General features: G+C 70.6%; 18 protein-coding genes and 1 pseudogene. 11 read left to right on the forward strand and 8 right to left on the reverse strand.

The genetic code is table 11. The features are described 5' to 3' along the window. Positions 1-4: 4 nt before the first annotated feature. The 3 genes from ABTZ59_RS33695 to ABTZ59_RS33705 all read right to left on the reverse strand — a co-directional run bounded on the left by ABTZ59_RS33695 (position 5) and on the right by ABTZ59_RS33705 (position 4,463). Positions 5-1,507 carry an FAD-dependent monooxygenase gene (locus ABTZ59_RS33695; RefSeq protein ID WP_351423194.1) on the reverse strand — a complete coding sequence of 501 codons (1,503 nt, stop codon included), beginning with the start codon at positions 1,505-1,507 and terminating at the stop codon, positions 5-7. 139 nt (positions 1,508-1,646) lie between these two features. Beyond that, complete coding sequence (locus tag ABTZ59_RS33700) at positions 1,647-2,687, reverse strand: methyltransferase (protein ID WP_351423197.1); 1,041 nt, start codon at positions 2,685-2,687, stop codon at positions 1,647-1,649. Positions 2,688-2,981: 294 nt separating this feature from the next. Beyond that, positions 2,982-4,463 carry a DHA2 family efflux MFS transporter permease subunit gene (locus ABTZ59_RS33705; RefSeq protein WP_351423200.1) on the reverse strand — a complete coding sequence of 494 codons (1,482 nt, stop codon included), beginning with the start codon at positions 4,461-4,463 and terminating at the stop codon, positions 2,982-2,984. 149 nt (positions 4,464-4,612) lie between these two features. On the opposite strand from ABTZ59_RS33705, the gene ABTZ59_RS33710 reads away from it, so the two are divergent. Both ABTZ59_RS33710 and ABTZ59_RS33715 read left to right on the forward strand, forming a co-directional pair. Further along, on the forward strand, positions 4,613-5,281 hold the full coding sequence (locus tag ABTZ59_RS33710) for a TetR/AcrR family transcriptional regulator (protein WP_351423204.1): 669 nt from the start codon (positions 4,613-4,615) through the stop codon (positions 5,279-5,281). 75 nt (positions 5,282-5,356) lie between these two features. After that, positions 5,357-6,064, forward strand: coding sequence for an SDR family NAD(P)-dependent oxidoreductase (locus ABTZ59_RS33715; protein WP_351423210.1), 708 nt, complete (start codon positions 5,357-5,359; stop codon positions 6,062-6,064). Positions 6,065-6,089: 25 nt separating this feature from the next. Here ABTZ59_RS33715 and ABTZ59_RS33720 read toward each other — a convergent pair whose 3' ends face one another. Next, a complete protein-coding gene (locus ABTZ59_RS33720; protein ID WP_351423213.1) occupies positions 6,090-6,755 on the reverse strand; it encodes a LuxR C-terminal-related transcriptional regulator in 666 nt (221 codons plus the stop codon). Positions 6,756-8,090: 1,335 nt separating this feature from the next. On the opposite strand from ABTZ59_RS33720, the gene ABTZ59_RS33725 reads away from it, so the two are divergent. Next, positions 8,091-10,502 (forward strand): SpoIIE family protein phosphatase, encoded by a 2,412-nt coding sequence (locus tag ABTZ59_RS33725; RefSeq protein WP_351423216.1) that lies wholly within the window; start codon positions 8,091-8,093, stop codon positions 10,500-10,502. Positions 10,503-10,600: 98 nt separating this feature from the next. On the opposite strand, the gene pgm is transcribed toward ABTZ59_RS33725, so the two are convergent. Then, positions 10,601-12,244 (reverse strand): phosphoglucomutase (alpha-D-glucose-1,6-bisphosphate-dependent), encoded by a 1,644-nt coding sequence (gene pgm, locus ABTZ59_RS33730; RefSeq protein WP_351423220.1) that lies wholly within the window; start codon positions 12,242-12,244, stop codon positions 10,601-10,603. Between the two features lie 222 nt (positions 12,245-12,466). Between pgm and ABTZ59_RS33735 the strand changes: the two genes are divergently transcribed. After that, positions 12,467-13,540, forward strand: a complete 1,074-nt coding sequence (locus ABTZ59_RS33735) for a LacI family DNA-binding transcriptional regulator (RefSeq protein ID WP_351423223.1) — start codon at positions 12,467-12,469, stop codon at positions 13,538-13,540. 177 nt (positions 13,541-13,717) lie between these two features. After that, positions 13,718-16,102 (forward strand): alpha-xylosidase, encoded by a 2,385-nt coding sequence (yicI, locus tag ABTZ59_RS33740; RefSeq protein ID WP_351423228.1) that lies wholly within the window; start codon positions 13,718-13,720, stop codon positions 16,100-16,102. 90 nt (positions 16,103-16,192) lie between these two features. Here the strand turns inward: yicI and ABTZ59_RS33745 are convergent, their stop codons facing one another. Next, the gene (locus ABTZ59_RS33745; RefSeq protein ID WP_351423234.1) at positions 16,193-16,930 is read right to left on the reverse strand and encodes a chitinase; all 738 of its coding nucleotides are present in this window, start codon (positions 16,928-16,930) and stop codon (positions 16,193-16,195) included. Positions 16,931-17,084: 154 nt separating this feature from the next. Continuing rightward, complete coding sequence (locus ABTZ59_RS33750; RefSeq protein ID WP_351423237.1) at positions 17,085-17,603, reverse strand: lytic polysaccharide monooxygenase auxiliary activity family 9 protein; 519 nt, start codon at positions 17,601-17,603, stop codon at positions 17,085-17,087. 348 nt (positions 17,604-17,951) lie between these two features. Between ABTZ59_RS33750 and ABTZ59_RS33755 the strand changes: the two genes are divergently transcribed. From ABTZ59_RS33755 to ABTZ59_RS33765, 3 genes are all read left to right on the forward strand, one after another. Next, complete coding sequence (locus tag ABTZ59_RS33755; RefSeq protein ID WP_351423240.1) at positions 17,952-20,414, forward strand: MMPL family transporter; 2,463 nt, start codon at positions 17,952-17,954, stop codon at positions 20,412-20,414. Between the two features lie 106 nt (positions 20,415-20,520). Beyond that, positions 20,521-22,071 (forward strand): glycoside hydrolase family 76 protein, encoded by a 1,551-nt coding sequence (locus ABTZ59_RS33760; protein ID WP_351423245.1) that lies wholly within the window; start codon positions 20,521-20,523, stop codon positions 22,069-22,071. Positions 22,072-22,176: 105 nt separating this feature from the next. After that, the gene (locus ABTZ59_RS33765) at positions 22,177-22,374 is read left to right on the forward strand and encodes an antitoxin (RefSeq protein WP_351423250.1); all 198 of its coding nucleotides are present in this window, start codon (positions 22,177-22,179) and stop codon (positions 22,372-22,374) included. 88 nt (positions 22,375-22,462) lie between these two features. On the opposite strand, the gene ABTZ59_RS33770 is transcribed toward ABTZ59_RS33765, so the two are convergent. Next, on the reverse strand, positions 22,463-23,098 hold the full coding sequence (locus tag ABTZ59_RS33770) for an endonuclease (protein ID WP_351423253.1): 636 nt from the start codon (positions 23,096-23,098) through the stop codon (positions 22,463-22,465). 191 nt (positions 23,099-23,289) lie between these two features. Between ABTZ59_RS33770 and ABTZ59_RS33775 the strand changes: the two genes are divergently transcribed. The 3 genes and pseudogenes from ABTZ59_RS33775 to ABTZ59_RS33785 form a co-directional block, all read left to right on the forward strand. Then, complete coding sequence (locus ABTZ59_RS33775; RefSeq protein ID WP_351423256.1) at positions 23,290-24,555, forward strand: SGNH/GDSL hydrolase family protein; 1,266 nt, start codon at positions 23,290-23,292, stop codon at positions 24,553-24,555. 206 nt (positions 24,556-24,761) lie between these two features. After that, positions 24,762-25,295, forward strand: a complete 534-nt coding sequence (locus ABTZ59_RS33780; protein WP_351423259.1) for a DoxX family protein — start codon at positions 24,762-24,764, stop codon at positions 25,293-25,295. Between the two features lie 10 nt (positions 25,296-25,305). Next, positions 25,306-25,389 (forward strand): annotated as a pseudogene (locus ABTZ59_RS33785) (GNAT family N-acetyltransferase); the annotation flags it as partial. Between the last annotated feature and the right edge of the window lie 66 nt (positions 25,390-25,455).

Raw genomic sequence — 25,455 nt, forward strand, 5'->3', positions numbered from 1 at the left:
TGTGTCAGGCGGCGCGCGCGGGCGCGGTGCGATGGTGGCGGGCGGGGCCGAACCAGCGCTCCAGGGCCATCGGCAGGTCGTGGTGGCTGCCGGGTGCGATCCAGGCGATATGACCGTCGGGGCGCAGCAGTACGGCGCTCGCCCCGTCGGGCGCGCCGCCGGGGGAGGCGGCGCCCCGGGCAGCGGCGGTGACCACGTCGACGCGGTCCGCCCATGGGGCCGCGCGCCGCCGCAGCTTGGGGGTGTCCGCCAGGTCGAGCAGCACACCCCGGCCGGCCCGGAGCAGTTCGGTGCTGGAGGTGACGGTGGTATCCCGCGACAGCTCCAGCCGCGGCAACCGCAGCCCCAGCAGCGGATTGGTGCCGCTCCCGACGTCGTACCGGATGTCCAGTCCGGCCGCCTTGGCCGCGAAATGGCGGGCGACCTCCTCGTACCCCGTCAGCTCGGTCAGGAGGTCGCGCAGCGGCTGCACCTCCTCGCTGCCGAGGATGAGCAGGCTCTGCGCGCGGGTGTTGGCGAGCAGCCGGCGGCCGACCTCGTGGCGTTCGGTGTGGTACGTGTCGAGCAGCGCGGGGCCGACGGTCCCGCGCAGTACGGCCGCGAGTTTCCAGCCCAGGTTCACGGAGTCCTGGACGCTGGTGTTCATGCCCTGCCCGCCGGCCGGGAGATGGATATGGGCGGAGTCCCCGGCCAGCAGCACCCGGCCGCGGCGGTACTCGGTGACCTGGCGGGTGGCGTCACCGAAGGCACTGAGCCATACGGGCTCGCCGTGCGAGATATCGATGCCGGTGAGCCGTTTCCAGGCGTCGGCGACCTCGGCGAAGGCGGGCGGGCCCGTCCTGCGCTGGGGCGGCGCACCGCGTTCTGCGACGATGACGCGGTGGACCCCGCCGCCGAGCCGGGCGGTCATGACCATGCCGTCGGTGACCCGGTCGGCGACCATGCGCGGTGCCAGGTCGATGCCCCGGACATCGGCGAGAAGGAGCTCCGTGGTGGCCGGTGTGCCGGGGAAGTCGAAGCCCGCCGCCTTTCGTACGGCGCTGCGGCCTCCGTCGCAGCCGACCAGATAACGGGAGCTGAGCACCTGCCGGCCGCCGGGCCCGCGCACCTGTGCCTCGACGCGGTCACCGTGGTCCGTCAGTCCGGTGAACTCGTGGTCACGACGGATGTCCGCGCCGAGTTCGGTGGCCCAGCTCTCCAGCACGGACTCGGTGGCGGACTGCGGTACGGTCCTGGCGGCCCGGTCACCACCGCCCAGGACACCGAAGTCCAGGGGAATGCCGCCGAAGTGCCCGAGGCCGCTCATCTCGATGTCGCCGAAGCGCGGCAACAGCCCACGCTGGTCGAGGACTTCCACGGTACGCGGGGTGAGCCCGATGCCCCGGGACTCCCCGGTGCGCCGGGGAAGGCGGTCCAGGACCACCACATCGATCCCGGCCAGGCGCAGCTCTCCGGCGAGCATGAGACCCGCCGGCCCCGCGCCCACGACGATGACGGAAGCGTCCATGTACTTCTCCTCATGTCCTCACCGGCAGCACGCTCCTGTGCTGCCGAACACCGGTCGCCCGGGTGCGCGCCGACATCGACGCGCTGACTGTCCCGTCCTGTCCGGCCCGGCGGGCTCCCGCGGCCACCGCGGCCCGTGCTCAGCTCTTGCGTCCGATGATCAGAACGTCGTCCGGTGTGTCCTCGGGCCCGATCGTCTCGGGGTGGAAACCGGCCTCTTTGAGCCACGCGTGGCAGTCACTGACCGGGTACTCGCCGCCGCCGGCGGACCATACGAGCATGCTCAGCGCGGCCAGCGTGGCGTAGAGCGGCGGCGCGCTGTTGCTGACCATCGGGTCGTAGACGATGACCGCGCCGCCCGGCCTGACCGCGTCGTACGCCTTGCGCAGCAGCGTCCGGCGGTCGTCCACACCCCAGTTGTGGAGCACATGACCGAAGATCAGCACATCGGACTCGGGCAGTGGGCCGGCGAAGAAGTCACCGCCGTGGAACGAGACCGCTCCGTCGTCGCCGAGGGCGGCCATGTGGCGGGTGAAGCTCCCCTCCAGCTGCGGCAGATCGAATACCACGCCCCTCAGATGAGGGTGCGTCAGCGCCAGGTGGTGCGCGACATTGCCGCGCGCGCCCCCGACGTCGACGAACGAGCTGTAGCCGCTCCAGTCGATCTCGCCCAGGCGTCGATGGAGGGGAGTGTTGAGCGTGTCCATGCTCTCCAGGAATGATTCCGTCGATTCCCGGTCCTGGTAGAGGGTTTCGTACGGGTTGCCCTCCAGCGCGCCGGGATTCTGCGGCGTGCCCGTGCGCAGGGCCGCGCCGAGACCTTCCCAGGCGGGGTTCAGCTCGCGCTCACAGAACTGGAGATAACCGCCGATGAAGTCGGGGCGTCCGCGCACCAGATACCGTTCGGCGGCGGGGGAGTTACGGAACGTACCGTCCTTGGAGGCATGCAGCAGCCCCAGCCCGGCGAGCGCCAGAAAGAAGTCACTGGCTCCCGGCATACGGTAGCCGAGCCGTTCGCTCAGTTCCTCGGCGGTGGCCGGGGAACCGGAAAGTCCGGAGAAGAGATCGGACTCCGTCGCGGTAAGCAGAATCTTCGTCTGCCAGAATCCGGTCAACGGTCCCATGACCTGACCGACGGATGGTTCTTGCGACTCCGGGTCCGAATTTTTCTGGTCACTCATGCGAGGCCCCTCCTGGGAGTAGCAGGACGGCTCAGAAACCGAACGGATGTCGGTTCGGGTGCCGGTTCCTGTGGATCCTCGCAGCGGCCGTCCAAGGAATGACCAAAGGCCGCTCAATGTGAACGCGCAATCACTGGAATGAACAGAACGCAATCAGCCGGAAACGAAAGGGAGGAAGAGTGCCGCGGGCACTCCGAAGGCCGGACCCGCATAGGGCGCGGGACCGGCCTTCACTGCCATGTATTCGGTTCGGCGTCTTTCGGATCCGCGTTCCGTGACCTCCCCGGCGGGCCGTTATTTGCGTGCCATGGCGGAGCCGTCGGCGGACGACGTGTCGGCCTGGGCGTCGGCCGCCACCGCGGTGGGGGTCTCGGGGCGGCCGGGCAGCAGCGGAGCGGCGGCCAGAATCACCAGGGTGACCGCGAACACGAACCAGTAGGCGCCCTGGAATCCATCGAACCCGGTGCCGCCGCCCGCCGCGGCGCCGCTGCCGATCGCCGCCAGGATCAGGGCGACACAGGCGACCCCGAGCGCTCCGCCGAGCTGGTTGAGGTTGTAGACGACGGAACTGCCCTGCGGCACCTTCTCCGGCGGCAGAGTCCGGTACAGCGACCCCATGGTCGGCGCGCCGACGCCCCCCAGACCCAGGCCGACGGCGAACGCGGCCAGCGCCGACCACACTTCACCGCTGTCCGCGCCGATACGGGTGAGACCGACCGAGGCGAGCGCCGCCACGGCCGCCCCGCCCCGTACCAGATTGCGCGCTCCCAGCCGGTCGCTGAGACGTCCGGCGAGCGGCATGGCGAGCGCCGATCCCAGGCCGAGCGGCGCCACCAGCAGTCCGGCCGCGCGGGCGCCGTGTCCGTGCAGCACCTGGTAGTAGAGCGGCAGGGCGAACAGGACCGCGAACGTGGCCAGTCCGACGAGCCCCTGCACGGTCACGCTCGCGGCGAAGCCGCGGCTGCTGAACAGCCGGATGTCGATCAGCGGTTCGGTGCGGCGGATACGCAGCGCGTGGATCACGTACCCGACGAGCAGCGCGACACCCAGGATCAGCGGGACGAGCACGGCGGGCGTGGCGAACCGCGCGTGCTCGCCCGCCTGTGTGAGGGCGAGTAGGACCGCCGCGAACCCGGGGGCCAGCAGCAGGGCGCCCACGACATCGAGACGGGGCCCGGACCCGCGCGCGACGGGCGGACCGGCCGGGATCACCCGCAGCGCGAGCAGCACCGCCACGATCCCGATGGGCAGGTTGATGTAGAACATCGAGCGCCAGCCCATGGATTCGAGCATGACCCCGCCCAGCACGGGCCCGAGTACCGGCCCGAGCGACAGGACCACACCCATCATGCCCATCACGCGGCCCGCCCTGCTGGGGCCCGCCGCACGGGCGAGGATCACGAGGACCAGCGGGTCGACGACGCCGGCGCCGACACCCTGGACGACCCGGAAGGCCACCAGACTCCCCACGTTCCAGGCGAGCGCGGAGGCGAGCGAGCCGGCCAGGAACAGCACGAGTCCGAACAGCCAGAGCTTCTTGACCCCGAACCGGCCGACCGCCCAGCTCGTGATGGGGATGGTGACCGTGAGCGCCAGCAGATAGCCGGTCGTCGCCCAACTGATGGCGCTCAGTGAGGTGTCGAACTCGTCGGCGAGGGTATCGGCCGCGACGGTGACCATGGTGCTGTCGAGGATCCCCATGATCCCGCCCAGCAGGGTCACCCCGATGAGCCGTAACAGTCCGGGGTCGAGGCGGTCATCGCTGACTTGAGACATCACTTTCCAACTCCGTTGAGAGCGCCACTCGAACATTTTTTGAACCAGGTGGTTCAACATAACGACCCGTCAAGGCCGCCCGCAACTGGGTCGCCCAGAAAGTTGAACCGACTGGTTCACGTATGGGAGTGCCGCGGTACGATGGCCGGGTGAACGGAGCCAAGACCTCAAACGCGAGCAGACGCGAGGCGTCGCGCGGGCGCATCGACAAGCGGCAGGCGATCCTCGAAGCCGCGTTCAGGACGTTCGCCCGAGAGGGGTACGGACAGTCCTGCGTACGGGAGATCGCGGCCGAGGCGGGCGTGGCCAAGCCCACCATCTACAACCATCTCGGGGACAAGGAAACGCTGTTCCGCGAGGCGATGCTGGCCGCCGTCGGCCGTACGAGCGGCGCGGCGATGGCGGCGCTCGAACAACTCCGGGAGCCCGAGGGCGATGTGCGCCCCATACTGGAGGAAGCCGGCCACCGCATTCTGAAGAACCATTGTGACCAGGAGTCCCAGGCGCTGCGCTGGCTCCTCAACGCCGAAGCGGCCAGGTTCCCCGACCTGTTGGAGACCATCCAGCGCGAGGGCGCTCAGCGGCTGCACGACGCTCTCGCCGACCGCCTGGCACGTTTCGCGCTCTCCGGGCGTCTGCACACCAGCGACCCCGACCTGGCCGCCGAGCAGTTCCTCGCACTGCTCACGGGCCCGATGGAGCTGCGTACCCGGCTGGGCACGCGCAAGGTGTCCGACGCCGAACTGCGCACCGTGGGACGGTCCGCCGTCGACACGTTCCTGCGCGCCTACGCTCCCCGGGCCGCGGACGCCTCGTAGGGGCCGTACAGCCGTGGGCGCCCCGTCGACGCCCAGGAACGACAGCGGGAAGAAGGGAACGGGAGAGGCGAGAGCATGACCACGACACTGATCACCGGCGCCAACAAGGGGCTTGGATACGAGACCGCCCGGCGTCTGACCGAGGCGGGCCACACGGTCCTCCTGGGGGCACGGGACCCGGGGCGCGGACAAGCCGCCGCCGGACGCATCGGCGCCCGCTTCGTCCAACTCGACGTGACCAGTGAGGAGTCCGTCCTGGCGGCGGCGAAACGGGTCCGCGAGGAGATCGGGCACGTGGACGTCCTCGTCAACAACGCCGGAATCACCGGCCCCCTCAAAGAGGCCGAGGATCTGACGGCCGACGACATGAAGACGCTCTACGACACCAATGTGTTCGGAGCCGTCAGGGTCACCCGCGCGTTCCTGGCGCTCCTGCGGGCCGGTAGGACCCCCACCGTGGTGAACGTCAGCAGCGGACTGGGATCGCTGGCCATCGCCGCCGAGCCCGAGCGCTTCGAGTCGCTGCTGCCCGTGTACTACCCGAGCCCGGGGTACAACTCCTCCAAGGCCGCCCTGAACATGATCACCGCGCAGTACGCGAAAGCGTTCCCGGAGATCACGTTCAACGCCGTGGACCCTGGCTGGACCGCCACCGACTTCAACGGCCACCGGGGCGTCCAGACGGTCGAGGAGGGCGCCGAGGTGATCGTCCGTATGGCCACGCGAGGCGGCGGCGGTCCCACCGGCGGCTTCTTCGGGAACTCCGGCCCCGTCCCCTGGTGACGCCGGTGCCCCGGTCCCGCTGAGGTCAGGACTCCGGGCACCGGGTGCCGGAAGCGTCCCCCACCGCCCCCGCCCCGCCGACCGACCCGGGCGCTGGCAGGATGATGAGCCCGGCCGCCACGGCCTGGGTCACCGCGTCGAGCCGGGAGACCGCGTCCAGTTTGCGGAAGGCGGCGTGCAGATGCCGTTTGACGGTGCCGGTCGTGATGCCGAGGCTGTTGGCCACCTGCTGGTTCGTCATGGCGGTGGCCACTCCGCGCAGCACCTGGGTCTCGCGGCGCGAGAGCGCGGGGACCGGTCTCTTGACGGCGTTCCGTACGGCCGCGGGGGCGAGCGAGCGTACGGCGGCGAGCAGGACGTCCCAGCCCGCGTCCCGCGGCAGATATTTGTGCACCCCCGCCGCCTCCAGGGCACGCCGGTCCTTCAGAGCGCCGCGCGCCGGAAGCGCGAGCACGGCCGATCCCGGGTCGAGACGGCGCAGCGAGCGGACCGTACGGACCACGGCGCCTCCGTCCGCCCACGGCTCCAGGACGATGACATGGGGGTGCAGAGCCGCCGCCCTGCACAAGGTCTCGTGTTCGCCGGTGGTCTGGCCGAGGACACAGATATCGGCCTGGGTGTGGAACAGCTCTGTCAGAGCGTCGCGCAGTAAGGCGCTCTCGCCGGCGACGAGGACGGAGATATGAGGCATGGTTCCCCTTCGGCAGGTCGGACACCCCGGTCAGGGTGCTGACTGACATCGAGGTGCGGAATTGCGACACGGCTGTTGGGTGGGCAGCCGTGGGCCCATGCTCGGTGCGGATCTCTCATCGGAGAGGCGTGAGGGGCCCGGTCGGACGGGCGTGGCACCGACATCGCCGGGTGTCCGGCAGACCGATGACCGGCAGACCGATGAGGCGCCGGCGGGCGGACCCCTCGAAGATCCGCCGCCGCGTGAACTCCGGCCGCGCGGCATCGTGGTGCGCGAGCACGTGGAAAACCCCCCTGGTTGGCGCGTACTGCCGTTCATGGCACGAGACAGGTACGCAATAGCGAAACGCGGTGAAATTTTACCGCCGCGGATGACTTTGGCAACTACCCGCATATCCGTCGAGGCATGACCCGGTCACGGTCCGAACCGTCCTCCCAGGGGCTGTGCTCACACAATCGGCGGTGGGGGAAGTCGGTTGACGCAAACAGGCGGGATTTGATGCCCGAGGGCGATCGGTACGAACGGTCCGGCCTGGGCGGACGCCGCCCCGAGCCGTCGAAGCGCGGCGTGAATTGGCGGGATCGATGCGATTGCGCGGACGCCCGTTCCTGAGCCGTTCGCGGGAGAAGCGCGGATTCGGAGCTCATGTGAGACGCGCACGCTCTGACTGTGCGATCTGTCCGACGTGAAAGACCCCTCGGGGCGCCGCCATCTGACAAATGTCACTCAATGTGGGCTTGGCCACATCGGGCACTCGGTCGGCCCCGCGCTCGGGCCCGGCGCTGTCAATCTTCACGCGGATTTCGAAGAGGCGCGGTGGCCGGTCGTTCCGCGACTCCTCCAGAATCGGCTTTGCCCACCGCCGGGTTGAATGCCATGTGTCGTTATTCCCTTGGCGGCGCCGGCCGTTGATGATGTTCTGGAGGTGTGAATGAGCGGCACACGGCGAGTTGCGCTAATCAGTGGCGCCGGGCCGCGGCATTGGCGCGGCGACCGCGCGGGAATTCGGGCCGCCGCCGACGTGATCACCGGAAGTCATTCGGCGGTGCTTCGGTGAGCGCTCCGTACACGGCGGGCTGCCCGACCCCGAGGATGTCGGCCGGCGAAATCTCTCGGATACTGGGATGCCGTCCAGAGAGTGAGACGGAGGGGTTTCGCCGCCCGCCGGACGCGCCCGGTGTCCAGAGGGGCCACATGGGGTAAACATCGACCAAAGGGGCCTATCTGCGTAAAGTCGGAATGTGGCGCACGGCCTGCGAAGGCTCCGGTGGTCCGAGCACCTGACTTCGGTCGTCCGAGCACCTGAAGGGCAGCCGCCCGGCGGGGAGAGATCATATGGATGACACGCGCGACGTGGTCTCCGGAGAGGCCTGGGACGTGCCCCCAGGCGGCGCGGGGTGGGCCACGGCCGCGGTCGACGCGAAGGGCGTCATCGCGCGGTGGAGCGCCGGCGCCGAGGCCCTGCTCGGCTACCGGCGGGCCGAAGCCGTGGGACGCGCGGTGGGCGCGCTGCTCTCGGCCGATCCGCCCGACTCCGCGCGCCGGGCGCTGGCCGGCGGGGAGCCGTGGAGCGGCAGGCTGATGGCACACCACCGGGACGGCGGCCGACGCGAGGTGCAGCTGCTCGCGTTCCCCCTGCGAACAGGCGAGGAGAGCACCCGCTGGCTGCTGGCCGCCGCGGCGGCCACCCCTGGGCCCGAGCATGACGAGGCCCTGATGCGGCGGGCGTTCACCGAGTCCGGGGTGCCGATCGCGATCTACGGCCCGGACCTGCGGCTGCTGCACGCCAACAGGGAGCTGTGCCGTGCCATCGGGCGCACGGAGGACGACATGCGGGCCCTGGGGACCGGATTCCTGCCCCGGAGTCGCACCAACGCGGATGTCCTGCGGGCGCTGCGGGCGGTGCTGAGCACGGGCGAGGCGGTGGAAGCGCGGACCTTCCACCGGGCATCGGCCGAGAAACGTGATCGTGCCTGGGGGCTCTCCCTGGCCCCGCTCAAGGATCGGGCGGGCCGGGTGACCGCCATCGTGCTCACCGGATTCGAGATCAGCGAGGAGTACTGGGCCCGGGAGGGCCTCGCCCTGCTGAACGAGGCGGGTATGCGGATCGGCACCACGCTCGACGTGACCCGTACCGCCCAGGAGCTGGCGAGTGCGCCGCTGCCCCGGTTCGCCGACTTCATCAGTGTCGATCTGCTCGACTCGGTGCTGCACGGGGACGAGCCCACCCCCGTTCCCGCCTCCGGCGAGATCCTGATGCGCAGGGTCGCGCACGAGTCCGCCCACGCGCGGGAGGCCCCGGAGGCCGCCATCCGGATCGGGGAGGCCGTGAGCTTCCCGGAAGCCTCGCCTCCCGCCCGCTGTCTGGCCACCGGCAGGGCGGTGCTCACCGGGCCGTGGGACCCCGGCTATCACGCCTGGATGGCGCATCGCGGACAGGCCGGCCGGCTTCCCGATCTCGGTGTCCACTCACTGGTCGCGGCGCCACTGGTCTCCCGTGGGAGCACCCTGGGCGTGGCCCTCTTCTCCCGCCGGCGGCACGCGACGAGCTTCACCGAGGACGACCTCACCCTCGCCGAGCAACTCGTGGGCCGCGCCGCCGTCTGCATCGACAACGCCCGTCGCTACACGCGCGAACGGGGCACCGCCGAGACCCTTCAGCGCAGCCTGCTGCCGCGCGGAATCTCCCCGCAGTCGGCCGTCGAGGTCGCCACCCGCTATCTGCCCGCCGATTCCCAGTACGGCGTGGGCGGCGACTGGTTCGACGTCATCCCGCTCTCCGGCTCCCGGGTGGCACTGGTCGTCGGCGATGTCGTCGGGCACGGCATCCACGCCTCCGCCACCATGGGGCGACTGCGTACGGCGGTCCGTACGCTCGCGGACATCGATCTGCCCCCGGACGAACTCCTCACCCATCTCGACGATGTGGTGGGGCGGCTGGCCTCGGAGAACACCGACCCGGTCAGCGACGCGGATATCGGCGCCAGCTGTCTGTACGCGGTGTACGACCCGGTGTCCCGCCGTCTCAGCGCGGCCCGCGCCGGCCATCCGCCGCCCGCCCTTGCCACCCCCGACGGCACGGTCAGCCTGCTCGACCTGCCCGGCGGCCCGCCCCTGGGCCAGGGCGATCTGCCCTTCGAGCCACGCGAGTTCGAGATCCCGGAGGGCAGCACGCTCGTCCTGTACACCGATGGTCTGATCGGGGGCCGCGCGCAGGACAGCACCACCAGAGTCGACGGGCTGTGCGAGATCCTGACGCATCCGTCCCCCTCGCTGGAGACCACCTGCGACACAGTCCTCAGGACGCTGCTCTCGCCCCGCCCCGTGGACGATGTGGCCCTGCTCGTCGCCCGCACGCGCGCCCTCGATGCCGGCCAGGTCGTCACCTGGAACCTGCCCGCCGAGCCCGCGCTGGTCGCCGACGCCCGTGACCACGCGATCACCCAACTGGCCGCGTGGGGGCTGGAGGAGCTGACCTTCACCACCGAGCTGGTGATCAGCGAGCTGTTCACCAACGCCATCCTGCACGCCGAGGGTCCTGTCCAGCTGCGGCTGATCCGTGACCGCGCGCTCACCTGCGAGGTCTCCGACACCAGCACCACCGCGCCGCATCTGCGCCGGGCCCGGGTCTACGACGAGGGCGGGCGCGGCCTGCTGCTGGTCGCCCGGCTCACCGATCGTTGGGGCACCCGCCAGATCCCGAGCGGCAAGGCCATCTGGGCGGAACTGGCGCTCCCGGCCGCGTGACGGGGTACGGATGGGTACGCACCGCCGCACCGGACGGTACGCCCCGTATCAGAGGGCGTACCGTCCGTACCGTCCGTACCGGACCCGAGCCGTCGCCGTCAGGCTCCGTTCAGCGCTGCGGAGACGACGCTCCTGGCCTCCTCCTGCACCCGGCCGAGATGCTCGGGTCCCTGGAAGGACTCGGCGTAGATCTTGTAGACGTCCTCGGTACCCGAGGGGCGCGCGGCGAACCAGGCGTTCTCCGTGGTCACCTTGATGCCGCCGATGGGCGCGCCATTGCCCGGCGCCTCCGTGAGCACGGCGGTGACCCGCTCTCCGGCGAGGGTGTCCGCCGTGACCTGCTCGGGCGAGAGCCGGGCCAGGACCGCCTTCTCCGCCGGGGTCGCCGGGGCGTCGATACGGGCGTAGGCGGGCTCGCCGAAGCGGCTCGTGAGCGTCGCATACCGCTCCGAGGGCGTCTGGCCGGTCACCGCGAGGATCTCGGAGGCGAGGAGAGCCAGAATGATGCCGTCCTTGTCCGTGGTCCACACCGAGCCGTCGCGGCGCAGGAAGGACGCCCCCGCCGACTCCTCACCGCCGAAGCCGAGCGAGCCGCCGATCAGCCCGTCCACGAACCACTTGAAACCGACGGGCACTTCGACCAGCTCACGGCCGAGGTCGGCGGCGACCCGGTCGATCATCCCGGACGAGACCAGCGTCTTGCCGACGCCCGCCCCGGCGGGCCACCGCTCACGGTGGGCGTAGAGGTAGGCGATGGCGGCGGCGAGATAGTGATTGGGGTTCATCAGTCCGGCGTCCGGGGTGACGATGCCGTGCCGGTCGGAGTCGGCGTCATTGCCGGTGGCGATCTGGTACTCGTCGCGCCGCTTGATCAGTGAGGCCATCGCGTACGGCGACGAGCAGTCCATCCGGATCTTGCCGTCCCAGTCCAGCGTCATGAACCGCCATGTGGGGTCGGTCAGCGGATTGACCACCGTCAGATCGAGCCGGTGCTCCTCGGCGATCCGGCTCCAGTACGCCACCGACGCGCCGCCCAGCGGATCCGCGCCGACGCGGACGCCCGCGGCGCGCACCGCGTCCAGATCGAGTACGGCCGGCAGATCCGCCACATATGTGCCGAGGAAGTCGTGACGCCCGGTGGACGGCGCGGCCAGCGCACGGGTGTAGGGCATGCGCCGTACGTCCTTCAGACCGCCCGTGATGATCTCGTTGGCCCGGTCCTGGATCCAGTTGGTCGCGTCGGAGCCTGCCGGGCCGCCGTTGGGCGGGTTGTATTTGAACCCGCCGTCGCTGGGCGGGTTGTGGGACGGGGTGACGACCACACCGTCCGCCAGGCCCGCGGAGCGGCCGCGGTTGTGGGTGAGGATGGCGTGTGACACGGCGGGTGTGGGGGTGTAGCCGTCGGCGCTGTCGATGAGCACGGTCACCCCGTTCGCGGCGAACACCTCGACTGCGGTCACCCGCGCGGGCTCGGAGAGCGCGTGTGTGTCGGCGCCGAGGAAGAGCGGCCCGTCGGTGCCCTGCCGGCTCCGGTACTCACAGATCGCCTGGCTGGTCGCCGCGATGTGGTCCTCGTTGAACGCGGTGGCCAGGGACGAACCGCGGTGCCCGGAAGTCCCGAACGCCACGCGCTGGCCCGGTTCCCCCGGATCGGGGTGCAGCGCGTAGTAGGCGGTCACCAGCCGGGCGACATCGATGAGATCCTCCGGCCGCGCCTGCTGTCCCGCTCGCTCGTGTGCCATCTGCGCACTCCTCCATCTGCGTTGTCACGGTCGGCTCGTAGGTTCATCTTCCCCGGGTCGCCGTCACGCCGGACGGATGCCCCGCCGCATGCCCGCACGGGCCGGCCCCGCCGCCCGTGTTCCCGGACGCCACAGGGGTGTTCGATACCATGGTGAACGGCGGCTTCCGCGCGTTCCCCGGATCTTCTCCGGCGTCGTACCCACATCGTCGAAGGGTCGAGGATGGCTACCATCAGGGACGTCGCACGGCGGGCGGGGGTCGCGCCGAGCACCGTCTCGTATGTCTTCAACGGCGCCCGCAGTATCTCCGAGGAGACACGTCGGCGCGTACAGGAGGCCGTGGACGCCCTCGGCTACCACCCCCGGGCGAGCGCGCGGACGCTGCGCAGCAGTCGTACGCAGGTGCTCGCCCTGGCGCTGCCCCGGGCGGCCGGACTCCAGAACTCCGTGGACGGCCGGTTCGCGATCGACGTCAGCGACGCCGCCAACGCGCTTGGCTACGACCTCCTGTTGACCACATCCCAGGACAAGGCCGGTGGGCTGCGGCGGGTGGCGCTCAGCGGGCTCGCCGACGCGGCCGTGCTGATGGCCGTCGACATGGAGGACGAGCGGATCGACGTCGTACGGGAACTGGCCTTCCCCGCCGCGCTCATCGGGCGGCCGGCCGACGAGGACGCCCTGCCGTGGACCGATCTGGACTGGGAGGAGGCCGCGGCCCTCGCGGTGGGTGAGCTGGCCGCGGCGGGACACCGCGAGCTGGTGTATCTGGCGCCGGGTGAATCAGAGGTCCGGAGTCGGCGCAGTTACGCGCTCCGCGGGATCGCGGGCGCCCGCCGGGGCGCGCGTGCCACCGGCGCCGTCGTCAGGGTGGTCCACTCCGTCGATGACCCGGGCAGACTGGCCCATCGGCTCGGCGCGTTGCTCGGGGACCGCGCGGACCAGGGAGCCGGAGGGCCACCGACCGCCCTGATCGTGCAGCATCCCTCGGCGCACCATCACATCCTGACGTCCATGACCGCGGCCGGTCTACGGGTCCCCGAGGACCTCACCGTCGTGGTGATCGGCACCCTGCCCGGCGATCCGTCGAGTCGTCGGCTGCCCCGGATCGAACTGCCCGTCGAGACGCTCGCCACCGAAGTCACCCGGCTCGCCGTGAACGCCGCCGAGGCGCTGCGCGAGGCCACCGGGCGGGGCGGGGCGGCCGGCCCGCGGCTGCTCGCCGCGTCCGTGGGCCATCTGCTGATACGTCCGGTGCTGCTGCCGGGCACCGACCCCATCGGCTCGCCGGCGCGCTGAGTCCGCCGGCCGGAACTCCTGGCGGCCCATGGCCACGTCGAGTCGGGGTTCAGAAACGGGTACCGAGCGCCTAGCATCGTCGCATCGTCCCATCGAATCGATTCGATTCCCCTCGGTTCGGTTGTACGACGCGACACCTCCACCCCCGCCGCCCCGGATCGAGGAGCAGGAGCACTGATGAAGTTCACCGACGGTCACTGGCAACTGCGCGCCGGTGTCACCGCGCACTACGCGCTCTCCGTGGCCGACGCCGTGGTGGCCGATGACCGGTTCACGCTCTACGCGCCCGTCACCCGGGTCACCCATCGCGGCGATACGCTCAACAGCCCGCTGCTGACCGTCGAGTGCTGGTCCCCGGCGGAGGGAGTGATCGGCGTCCGCTGCACCCACCACGGCGGAGGAGGCCACCGGCAGCCGGAGTTCGCGCTCGCCTGTGGGCAGGACGGCCCGCCGGCCAAGGTGGTCAGGGAGGGCTCGACGATCGAACTCGTCTCCGGTGCGCTCTCCCTGCGGACCGACACCGCCGCCCCGTGGCACTTGGACTTCATCGCCGACGGGCAGGTCCTGACGTCGATCGGCCGGCGCGGCACCGGCTTCATGACCGACGCCGAGAACCGCCACTTCATGCTCGCGCAACTCGCGCTCGGGGTCGGCGAGGGCGTGTACGGGCTCGGTGAGCGGTTCACCCCGTTCACCAGGAACGGCCAGAGCGTCGACCTGTGGCAGGCGGACGGCGGCACCAGCAGCGAACAGGCGTACAAGAACGTGCCGTTCCATCTCAGCGACCGCGGCTACGGAGTCCTCGTCAACCATCCCGGCCGGGTCTCGTACGAGGTGGGTTCCGAGGCGGTCGGACAGGTCCAGTTCAGCGTCGAGGACCAGACGCTGGAGTTCTTCGTCGTCCACGGCAACGGCCCCCGGGATGTCCTGGCCCGCTACACCGCGCTCACCGGCCGCCCCGCGCTGCCGCCCGCCTGGTCCTTCGGCCTGTGGCTGTCCACCTCCTTCACCACCGCGTACGACGAGGCGACGGTGCGCCGCTTCGTGTCGGGGATGGCCGACGCGGGGATCCCGCTCAGTGTCTTCCACTTCGACTGCTTCTGGATGCGCGAGTACCAGTGGAGCGACTTCGTCTGGGACCCGGCGGTCTTCCCCGACCCCGAGGGCATGCTCGCCCGGCTCAAGGAACGCGGACTGCGCGTCTGCGTCTGGATCAATCCGTATATCGCGCAGAAATCCCCGCTGTTCGCCGAGGGAATGGCCGCGGGGCATCTGCTGAAGAGGCCCGATGGTTCCGTCTGGCAGTGGGACAGCTGGCAGCCCGGCATGGCGCTGGTCGACTTCACCAGTCCGGCCGCCCGTGACTGGTACGCGGGGAAGCTGCGGCTCCTGCTCGACCAGGGGGTGGACTGCTTCAAGACCGACTTCGGCGAACGTGTCCCCACCGATGTGGTGTGGTCCGACGGCGCCGATCCCGAGCGTATGCACAACTACTACACGCAGTTGTACAACGAGACCGTCTTCGAGCTCCTGCGCGAAGAGCGCGGCGAGGGCGAGGCCGTCGTCTTCGCGCGCTCCGCGACGGCGGGCGGGCAGCGGCTGCCGGTGCACTGGGGCGGTGACTGCGAGTCGACCTTCGAGGCGATGGCCGAGTCGCTGCGCGGCGGACTCTCGCTCGGCCTGTCCGGCTTCGGCTTCTGGAGCCATGACATCGGCGGGTTCGAGGGCACTCCGACGCCCGCGCTCTTCAAGCGCTGGGTGCAGTTCGGACTGCTCTCCTCGCACAGCAGGCTGCACGGCAGCAAGTCGTACCGTGTGCCATGGGACTACGGCGAGGAGGCCGTCTCCGTCACCCGCGCCTTCACCCGGCTCAAGCACCGGCTGATGCCGTATCTGTACCGCGCCGCGGTCCAGGCCAGGGACACCGGCACGCCCGTGATGCGGGCCATGCTGCTGGAGTTCCCCGACGACCCCGCCTGCCGCGCGCTGGACCGGCAGTACATGCTCGGCGACGATCTGCTCGTGGCGCCCGTCTTCACCGAGGACGGCACGGTCGAGTACTACGTACCGGCGGGCACCTGGACCCATGTCCTCACCGGCGCGCGGGTGACGGGCCCCGGCTGGCGCCGTGAGACACATGGCTTCGACACGCTGCCGCTGCTGGCGCGGCCCGGCGCGGTGATCCCGTTCGGGGCGGTGGACGAGGGGCCGCGGTACGCGTGGGCGGACGGCGTGACGCTGTGCGTGTACGCCCCGGCGGACGGAGTGGACGCAGCGACCGCGGTGGACCGAGCGGGCGGAGTGGACGCGCGGGGTCCGGCGAACGGTACGTCGGAGACCGTCACCGCCGTCCCGACCCAGGACGGCTCCGGCGACGCGGCGGTCTTCACCGTCCGGCGTTCGGGCGCGGAGGTCGTCGTCGAGACGGGGAGCGAGCTGCCCTGGAACGTACTGCTCGTGGGAGCCGCCGCCTCCGGCGACGCGGTCCCCGACCCGCTCGGCGCGCGGTACCACTGCCCGGCGGGCACCCACCGGCTCACGGTCAGGGAGCGGCGCGGCTGACGGACGGGGCGGTGCCACCGGCCAGGAGCCGGCGACACCGCGCCTATCCGTGCCGCGCGGTACGTGCGGCGGTACGTTTCGGTGTCTGCGTCAGCAACTGAGATTGCCACCGGTCTCCACCCCGAGGATCTGGGTGAAGCTCGTGTAATTATTGATCCGGCTCTGCACCTGGCCGGGGTTTCCGCCATTGCATTCGATGCTGCCGTTGATGCTGCGGATGGTCTCGCCGAATCCGGCGCCATTCACCATCGCGTTGTGCGGTGTCATGGTTCCGGGCCCGCTCTGGGTGTTCCAGTACCAGAGTCCGGTCTTCCACGCCACGGCCGAGTCGTTCTGCACGAGATCCGGGTTGTTCAGCAGATCGATACCGAGCGCGTCGCCCGCGCTCTTGTAGTTGAAGTTCCAGCTGAGCTGAATCGGCCCGCGCCCGTAGTACTTGTCGTTTCCGGCCGGACAGCCATAGGGCTGCGTCGCATCGCAATAGTGCGGGTAATTCGCGGTGTTCTGCTCCACGATATGGACCAGACCACCGGTCTCGTGGCTGACATTGGCCAGGAACGCCGCGGCTTCCTGCTTGCGTACGGTGTCGCTGCCCGTACCGGCGAAGCCGGGATAGGCGCTCAGCGCGGCGGTCAGACCGCTGTACGTGTAGAACGGGTTCCGGTTCGGGAACATCTGGTTGAACTGGCCCTCGCTGACGACGAAATCGGCCGCCGCCCGCGGTGACTGCGAGGACGGCTGCGCCACGGAGGAGGGCGCGAGGGACAGCAGGGAGAACGCGGCGGCGGCGGCCGTCGCGGTGACCAGCCCGATGAGGCGCTGACGCATGAGTGACTCACTCTCTTGTTCCGGCCGCCGAACGCGTGACGGCCCATGCGTACGTGGTGGGGGGTGGTGGCGGGTGAAGAGGCGGTGAGGGCGGGCGCGGGTGAGCCCCGGGTGGGGTGCCAGGGCTCACCCGGCCCGTGGAGGAGCGGGTCGCTCAGCCGCCGACGTTCACATCGATGCAGGCGTAGAAGGCGTTCGCGGTGTCGGCGATGTTCCAGACCGCCAGGACCTTCTGCTTGCCCGACAGGCCGCCGAAGTTCACCTGATGGGTCACGGTCGCGCCCGGCTGCGCGCCGTTGTCGTTGAATTCGGCTATCTTCTGGCCGCTCGCGAAGTACTGCCAGGTGCTGGTGGAATGACGCGCGGTCAGCTTCCACTGGAATGACGTGGAACTGCCGACGGGCGTGACGGTCCAGCCCTTGGAGTCGTCGTCGAGTTCGGAGAACCGGGAGTTCCCGCCGCTGCAACTGGTGAGCCCCTTGGGCCCTTCCACGCTCTGCGGCTCATACTTGATGTCACCGCAGCTGATGGTTCCGGCGGCGCACTGCGCCTGCCGGCTCGGCGGTGTGGAGATATATCCGTGGGCGCTCGCGGAACTCGCGGGAAGGCTCACGGCGAGAACGGGAGCGACGACGGCGCCGAGTGCGGCGGCCAGCTTCCTTTTCGTGTGCATGGGTACTCCTTCACATCAGGTCTTCCCGCGATCGCCGGATCCGTGGGGGAATCCGGGAACGGCGGGTCGGCCTCTCGAGTGTGGGGCCAAGAGGCGCGAAGGGCGGCGGTGGATTCCGTTCGCGGACGCGGTGGAAATGACGTTGCATCCGGAAAGGTCTCGACCACTTGGACTAGACCATACAGGTCGACGTGCCCCCGTCAAGAGGGTTGCGGGGAATGGTCAGTTGAGGCGACGGAGGGCGGGCCACGCCGGGCAAAAGCCCTGAACGGCTAGATTTCTGATGAAGCGTATAAAATGGCCGCATTTGCCGGGTTTCACCGATGTTCACGCCCTCCGGGGGGACGTATGACTTCGCAGGGCGGTACGGAAGTGAAAGACCCGGGAAGCCAGGACAGCGCCGGTCGGCTACGGCGGCTGGGGGAGTGGTGCGCCCGGCACTTCATCACCGTCATCGTTGTCTGGCTCATCGCGCTCGGCGGGCTGCACGGACTCAATACCGCGTTCGGCGGCACCTACTCCGACAACTTCTCGCTCCCCGGTACGCAGTCGGACGACGGCGCGCGGGTGCTCGGCCGGCATCTCCCGGGGGCGGCGGGCATCGGCGCCCAGGTGGTGCTGTACGACGCGCGGGGGCCGCTGACCGGCGTACGGAGCCAGATCGACGGGGCGGTCGGCTCGCTACGGACGCTCCCGCACGTACTGTCCGTCACAAGCCCCCTGCCCCCGACGCCCTCCGCACCGCCCACCGGGGCGCTGACCCCCGACGGCAGAACCGGCTACATCGGCATCCAGTTCGACGCCAACCCCACCTCGTTCGGAAGCTCCTATCTCCGCGGGGTCGACGCGGCGGTCCAGCCGCTGCGCGCCGCCGGTGTGCAGGTCGAGTACGGGGGTCTGCTCGGCGAACTGGCCCGGCCCGTGCCCACCGATCTGACCAGCGAGGCCATCGGATTCGCCGTGGCGGTGATCGTCCTGCTGATCGGCTTCGGCAGTATCATCGGCGCCGCGATTCCGCTGGTCACCGCGCTGGTCGGGGTCATCGTCGGGGTGAGCTGTCTGGGTCTGATCGCCGCGGCCACCACCTTCGCCAGCGTCTCGCCGACCCTCGCCACCATGATCGGTCTGGGCGTCGGGATCGATTACGCGCTGTTTCTGATCACCCGTCACCGGCAGCGGCTGCTGGACGGGGCCGACCCGGTGACGGCGGCGGGCCGGGCGGTCGCCACCAGTGGCCGCGCCGTCATCGTCTCGGGCTGCACCGTCATCGTCGCTCTCGCCGGGCTGTATGTGTCGCAGCTCAGCTTCATCGGAAAGCTGGGCGTCGCCGCCGTCGTCACCGTCGTCACCGCTGTCATCGGCGCCATCACGCTGGTACCCGCGCTGCTCGGACTCGCCGGGCGCCGTATCGACCGCTACTGGGTCCGCCGGCCGGTCGCGGAACGCGACCCCGCGCCACGTCCGGAACGCGACCCCGCGCCACGTCCGGAACGTGACCCCGCGCCTCGTCAGGAACGCGACCCCGCGCCACGTCCGGAACGTGACCCCGCGCCTCGTCAGGAACGCGACCCCGCGCCTGCCCCGAACAGTGTGAAGCGCGGGGAACGGAGGGAGCGCCCGGAGTCGGCCGACGGGGCGACGCACGACGGCTGGCACCGGTACGCCCAGCGGATGGAACGCCACCCCTGGTGGTTCCTGCTCGCCGGACTCGTGGCGGTGGGCGTGCTCGCGATCCCGCTGTTCTCCATCCGTCTCGGACATATCGACGACGGCGCCGACCCCACCAGCTTCACCGACCGGCGCGCCTACGACCTGATCTCGGCGGGCTTCGGACCGGGCGCCAACGGGCCGTTCACCCTCGTCGTCGACCAGAGCGCGGTGCCGGCGGCCGACCGCCCCGCCCTGGCCTCCCGGCTCGATCGGGCACTCACCGATGTCCCGGACGCGGCCAGTGTCACCCCTCTCCAGCCCACCCCCGACGGTCAGTTGCTCACCGCCACGGCGATCCCCAGTGGCTCTCCGCAGTCGGCGGGGAGCACCGCGCTCTTCCACCATCTCAAGGACGACGTGCTGCCCGGAGCCGTGTCGGGCACCGGCGCGAGGACATATGTGACAGGTGTGAGTGCCGCCATGGAGGACTTCCTCGATCTCATCACCGGCCGGCTGCCGCTCATCATCGGCGTCGTCGTCGCCCTGGCCTTCCTCATCATCCTGATCGTGTTCCGGGGCCTGCCGGTCGCTCTCAAGGCCGCCGTGCTCAATCTGCTGTCGATCGCCGCGTCGTACGGAGTGGTGGTCGCCGTCTTCCAATGGGGGTGGGGCGGGCCCTCGTTGGGCATCTCGGGGACGGTGCCGATCGAGAGCTATGTGCCGATGATGATGTTCGCCATCGTCTTCGGACTGAGCATGGACTACGAGGTGTTCCTGCTCGCGCGGGTCCAGGAGTCCTGGCTGCGTACCCACGAGAGCAAGGCAAGCGTGGCGCTCGGTCTGGAGATCACGGCGCGGGTGATCAGCTGCGCCGCGCTCATCATGGTCAGCGTCTTCGCCGCGTTCATCCTGAGCGACAACATCGTGGTGAAGATGCTGGGCCTCGGTCTGGCGGTCAGTGTTCTCATCGACGCCACGATCGTCCGTCTGCTGCTCGTGCCCGCGGTGATGACACTGCTGGGGAGCGGCGCCTGGTGGCTGCCCCGGTGGCTGGACCGGATCCTGCCCCAGGTGGACAGGGAGGGCGACGGGGCGTCACCGTACCGCCGGAGCCTGTCCGACGGACGGCCGGGGGCCGGAGCCCAGGGTCCGCCCCATTGACCCGGTCGGGCACGTTGACGTGGTCGCGTCATGGTCGTACCTTCCGGTAGCGCTCACTCACGCACTCGTCCGCCCTCATCCGCGTCGCCCGATCACGGAGTGGCCCATGTGGACAACGTTGTCAGCCCAGATACGTCATCTGATGGCACCGACCGTCACCGCACTGGTGATGAGCACGCTCGCGGCGGTGAACCCGCAAGCCGCGGCCGCTTCCGCCCCCGCTTCCGCCCCCGCTTCCGCCCCCGCTTCCGCCCCCGCGGCCACCGCCGCTTCCGCTCCCGCGCCCGCCGCGGTGGCCGCCACCATCTGCAACGCGTACTGCGACGCCCGCGACCCCGCGCTCGCGCCGGAGGAACGTACCCCCGTCACCGCCACGCTCTTCTCGCGGGCCATCACCCTGCACTTCGACGACCGTGACGCGATGGGCTGGGCCTCGATCGGCAATGGCAACCCGGGCGACGAGGTCTGGCTCGACCGGTCCTTCGACGGCGGGCGCACCTGGAGCTCCGGCAGCCGCCTCGGTGTCACCACCGTGCCCACCGGACAGCGCGGCTGGCGCACCCTGATGTACAACGTGGACGACTGGAACAACCGTGGCGTCGGCGCCCTGCGCGCCTGCGGCAAGGCCGGCGACCGTACGGAGATCGCGTGCACGCCGTGGGCGCGTACCACGTGGAACGCGTACGACCGGCGGACAGCGGCGGCCACCGCGCAGATGCAGTTCTACAACAACGGCACCGGTCTGTTCGACACCAGCGGCTGGTGGAACTCCGCCAACGCCCTCACGGCGGTCATCGACAACATCCGGGTCACCGGCATGCCCAGCTACCGGTACGCCATCTCCGAGACCTACAACCGTCAGTTGGGCGCGGCGGACGGCCAGTTCCGCAACGACTACATCGACGACACCGGCTGGTGGGGCCTGGCCTGGGTCGCCGCGTACGACCTGACGGGCGACAGCCGCTATCTGAACACCGCGCGCGCGGACGCCGACCACATGGCCGCGTACTGGGACGGCACCTGCGGCGGCGGTGTGTGGTGGAGTACGGCCAGGACCTACAAGAACGCCATAGCCAACTCCCTCTACATCCAGCTCAACGCGGCGCTCCACAACCGGATCCCGGGCGATACGGCCTATCTGGGCCGGGCCCGCGCCGGCTGGTCCTGGTTCCAGGGGACCGGGATGGTCAACGGCTCGCGTTTGGTGAACGACGGCATCGATCTGGGCACCTGCCGCAACAACAACGGCACCGTCTGGTCGTACAACCAGGGCGTGCTGCTCGGCGCGCTCACCGAGCTGCACCGCGCCACCCAGGATGGCCAACTCCTCACCACAGCACGCCAGTTGGCCGATGCGGCCACCACCACCCCGGCCCTGCACACCACGGACGGCGTGCTGCGCGATCCCTGCGAGGGCGGGGACTGCGGGGCCGACGGACCGTCGTTCAAGGGCGCGCATGTACGAGGGCTCGGCAAGCTCAACGCCGCGCTCGCCGACCACCCCTATACGGCGTATCTGAGGAAGCAGGCCGACAGTGCGTACGCCCGGGACCGCAATCCGCTCGACCAGTACGGGCTGCGCTGGAACGGTCCGCTCGACAAGGCGGACGCCGCGCGCCAGCACAGCGCCCTCGACCTGCTCAACGCCGCTCCGTGACGCGCCGCGGCGGGGGATCGCGCCGCCCCCTGCCGCTGCGGATGCGGGATCGCCCGGCAGCGGTGATGGTGGACCTGACCACCGTTCCGAGCGAGGAGCCGAACCATGTCGATGCTCGACAAGCTGAAGAGCCTCCTGAAGGGCCATGAGAGCCAGGTGCGCCAAGGGGTGGAGAAGGCGGGCGACGCGTTCGACCGGAAGACGGGCAACAAGTACAGCGGCCAGGTCGACGCCGCCCAGAAGAAGATCAACGAGCAACTCGGCGCGGACCAGCCCGGGAACGACAGGCCGCCGCAGGGCTGAGGTGTCGGACAGGGGCAGGGCTGCACAGGACCAGGGGTATGCGGCTGACCGACGGTTCCGGGCACCGTCGGTCACCGCGATTCCCTGCTCAGTCCCGCTTCTTCCGTTCCAGGGCCGCCCGTACCATCGCCGCCGCGAAGAGGGCCGGATCGGTGTCACCGGCCAGCCGCGCCAGCGCTGTGGGCTCGTCGGGCAGCCCGCGCCCGCGCGCCCCCTGGAGGGCTTTCGCGTCCAGGTACGGGGCGACCTCGGGCCAGATCCCCTGGACCTCGCGCAGGAAGATGTCCACACCGACGGGGCCGAGCCCCGGGACCTCCCGGAGCAGCGACCGCAGGGTGGTGATGTCACCCGCCGCGGCCTCGCGGAGCCGGCGCAGATCCCCTCCGTACTCCTTGAGCAGCAGCTCGGCACCCACGCCGAGCTGGGTCGCGGTGCGCTCGTCGTAGCGGCGGTAGCCGCCCTCGCCCAGCGCGTCCACGCGCTGCTGCCAGGTGGCGTCCGCCATATGGCGCGCGTCGCGCAGTCCGGCGTCCGAGAGCGCGCGGGAGGCCGCGACGGCGGTCCCGCTGCGGATGCGCGCGCTCAGCAGACAGGAGAGCACCAGCAATTGGTAGAGCGGCTGCGGGGTGTCACGCAGATGGATACCCGCCTCGTCGGCGTACGTCCGGCCAAGGGTGTCGAGCAGGTCCCGTACGGCCTCGCGGGTGGTGCCGGCTGTCGGCACGACGCACCTCCTCCGTCCGGCGGACGCCGTGGCGATCGGTCCGTACGCGCACGGCGTCGTTCAGTGGCCGTTTCCATTGTGACGCGGTCAGGTATCGGCCGCACGCCTTCGAGCATCGAACCGGAAGCGCTTTCCATCCGTGCCATGAATGACATGGGCACGACTTCCGCTATGAGAGGGATCACCCCGCAATGAACAGACCGGAGTTACCCCGACGCGTCCGGCGCACGGTCGCCGTTGCCGTTCTCGCTCTCTGTTCGGTCCTCGCGGTCCCGACCGCGTCCTCCGCCCTGCCCGTCCCCACCGCCGTGCCTGAGGCCGCGGCCCCCGCTGCCGCCTCCGCCGCCACCACCCCCGTCGTCACCTGGGCCGCGAGCGCCGACCGGCTCGACGCCGCCGTGCCCGCGCGCACCCACCGGGTCGTCGTCCACACCAGCGCGGGCGGCAGCGCGCTGCGGATCCGGCTGTCGAACGCCTTCGGTGAGCAGCCGGTGACCTTCGGGCGCGCCTACGTCGGGGTACGGGCCTCGGGCGCGGCCGTGGTGCCCGGCAGCAACCGCGCGCTGTCCTTCCGGGGCGCCGCCTCGGTCACCGTCCCGCCCGGCGATTCCGTATACAGCGATCCGCTGCCCGGTACCGTACGTCCGCAGTCCGACCTGGCCATCAGCGTGTACGTACAGGACGCGGCCGGAACCGCCACCGGGCACCGGATGGGGCTCCAGACCTCCTACATCGCGCCGGGCGGTGACCACGCGGCCGAGGACACCGCCACGCCCTTCACCCAGCAGACCGGTTTCCGCTACTACCTCGACGCGGTCGTGGTCGACGCCCCGCGCGGCACCGGGGCCGTCGTCGCGCTCGGTGACTCGATCACGGACGGCGCCATCTCCACCTCAGACGCCAACCGCCGCTGGCCCGACTTCCTCGCCGACCGGCTCCTGAGCGATCGCCGTACCTCCCTCAAGGGCGTTGCCAACGAAGGGATTTCGGGCAACAAGGTCCTCTCCGACGGGGCGGGCGAGAGCGCGCTGAAGCGGCTCGACCGGGATGTACTGTCGCAGCGCGGTCTGCGCACGGTGATCCTGCTCGAAGGAGTCAACGACATCAAGGCGACCCCGGCGCCCACGGCCGCCCAAGTCATCGCCGGATACCGGGAGATCATCGCCCGGACCCATGCGGCCGGGGCCTGTGTGGTGGGCGCGACCGTCATGCCGTACGAGGGCTGGCGGGAGTGGAACGCCGGCGGCGAAGCGGTCCGCCAGGAGGTCAACACCTTCATCAGGGAGAGCGGCGCGTTCGACGGGGTGGTGGACTTCGACGCCGCGGTCAAGGACCCGGCGGCGCCGTCGAAGATCCTGCCCGCGTACGACAGCGGGGACCATCTGCACCCGAACGACGCGGGGATGAAGGTCATGGGCGACACCGTCGATGTACGCGGGCTGCGCTGCGGCCGATAGTCACGGCTGCCGGCCCCGAGGGGGCGGAGGCGCCTACGGCCTTCGCCCCCGGGCCCGGTGGCCGGCGGGCTCAGCGGAGCGGTCGCAGGGCGAGGGTGGAGTTCGGTGGCACCCGTACGGCTCAGCAACGCCGCCCTCGTACGCGCCGCGCCACGGAGAGTGGAGTCGTACGCCCGCGCACCGCCCCCACGCTCCCGGAGCCCGCCATGACCTGTCACACCCGACGCGATCTCGGCCTGCTCGCCCTGCGGATCGGCACCGGAGCGGTGCTCGCCTCGCACGGCAGCCAGAAGCTGTTCGGCTGGTTCGGCGGCGACGGGATCGACGCGACCGCCCGGGCGTTCGAGGCGATGGGCTTCCGGCCGGGCAGACCGAGCGCGATCGCCTCCGGGCTCGCCGAGACGGGGGGCGGCGTACTGCTGGCACTCGGCCTCGCCGTACCGGCGGCCGGGGCAGCGGCGGCGGGCGGCATGGCGGGAGCCATGTCGGTGCATGTCCCCCATGGATTCTTCGCCCAGTCGGGCGGCTTCGAATACCCGGCCCTCCTCGGCTGGACCGCGGCCTCCATCGGCCTGATGGGCGCGGGCCGTTACTCCCTCGACCAGGCCACCCGCCACCGCCTCGACCAGCCCTGGATGATCCCGGTCGCGTTCGCGGTCAGCGCCGCGGCGGCGATCGCGATCATCGAGAAGCGCGCCAGGGCGCTGGCGGCAGACCGGCGGGGCGACGCCGAGGGCTGAGTCCCTGTCCGAGGGCAAGGGCACCGGCGGCACGCTGGTGCGGGAGTTCCACGCGCCGGCGGCGCGCGAGGGCGTGCCCGTCGTACCGCTGTGTTCCTAGGTCCTGTCCGGTCGAGGGGGGGGGGGGCGGCCCCCACCCCCCCCACGGAGCGCCGAGGCC

This window comes from Streptomyces sp. NPDC094034 (assembly GCF_040303865.1).
In the GTDB taxonomy this organism is placed as follows: domain Bacteria; phylum Actinomycetota; class Actinomycetes; order Streptomycetales; family Streptomycetaceae; genus Streptomyces.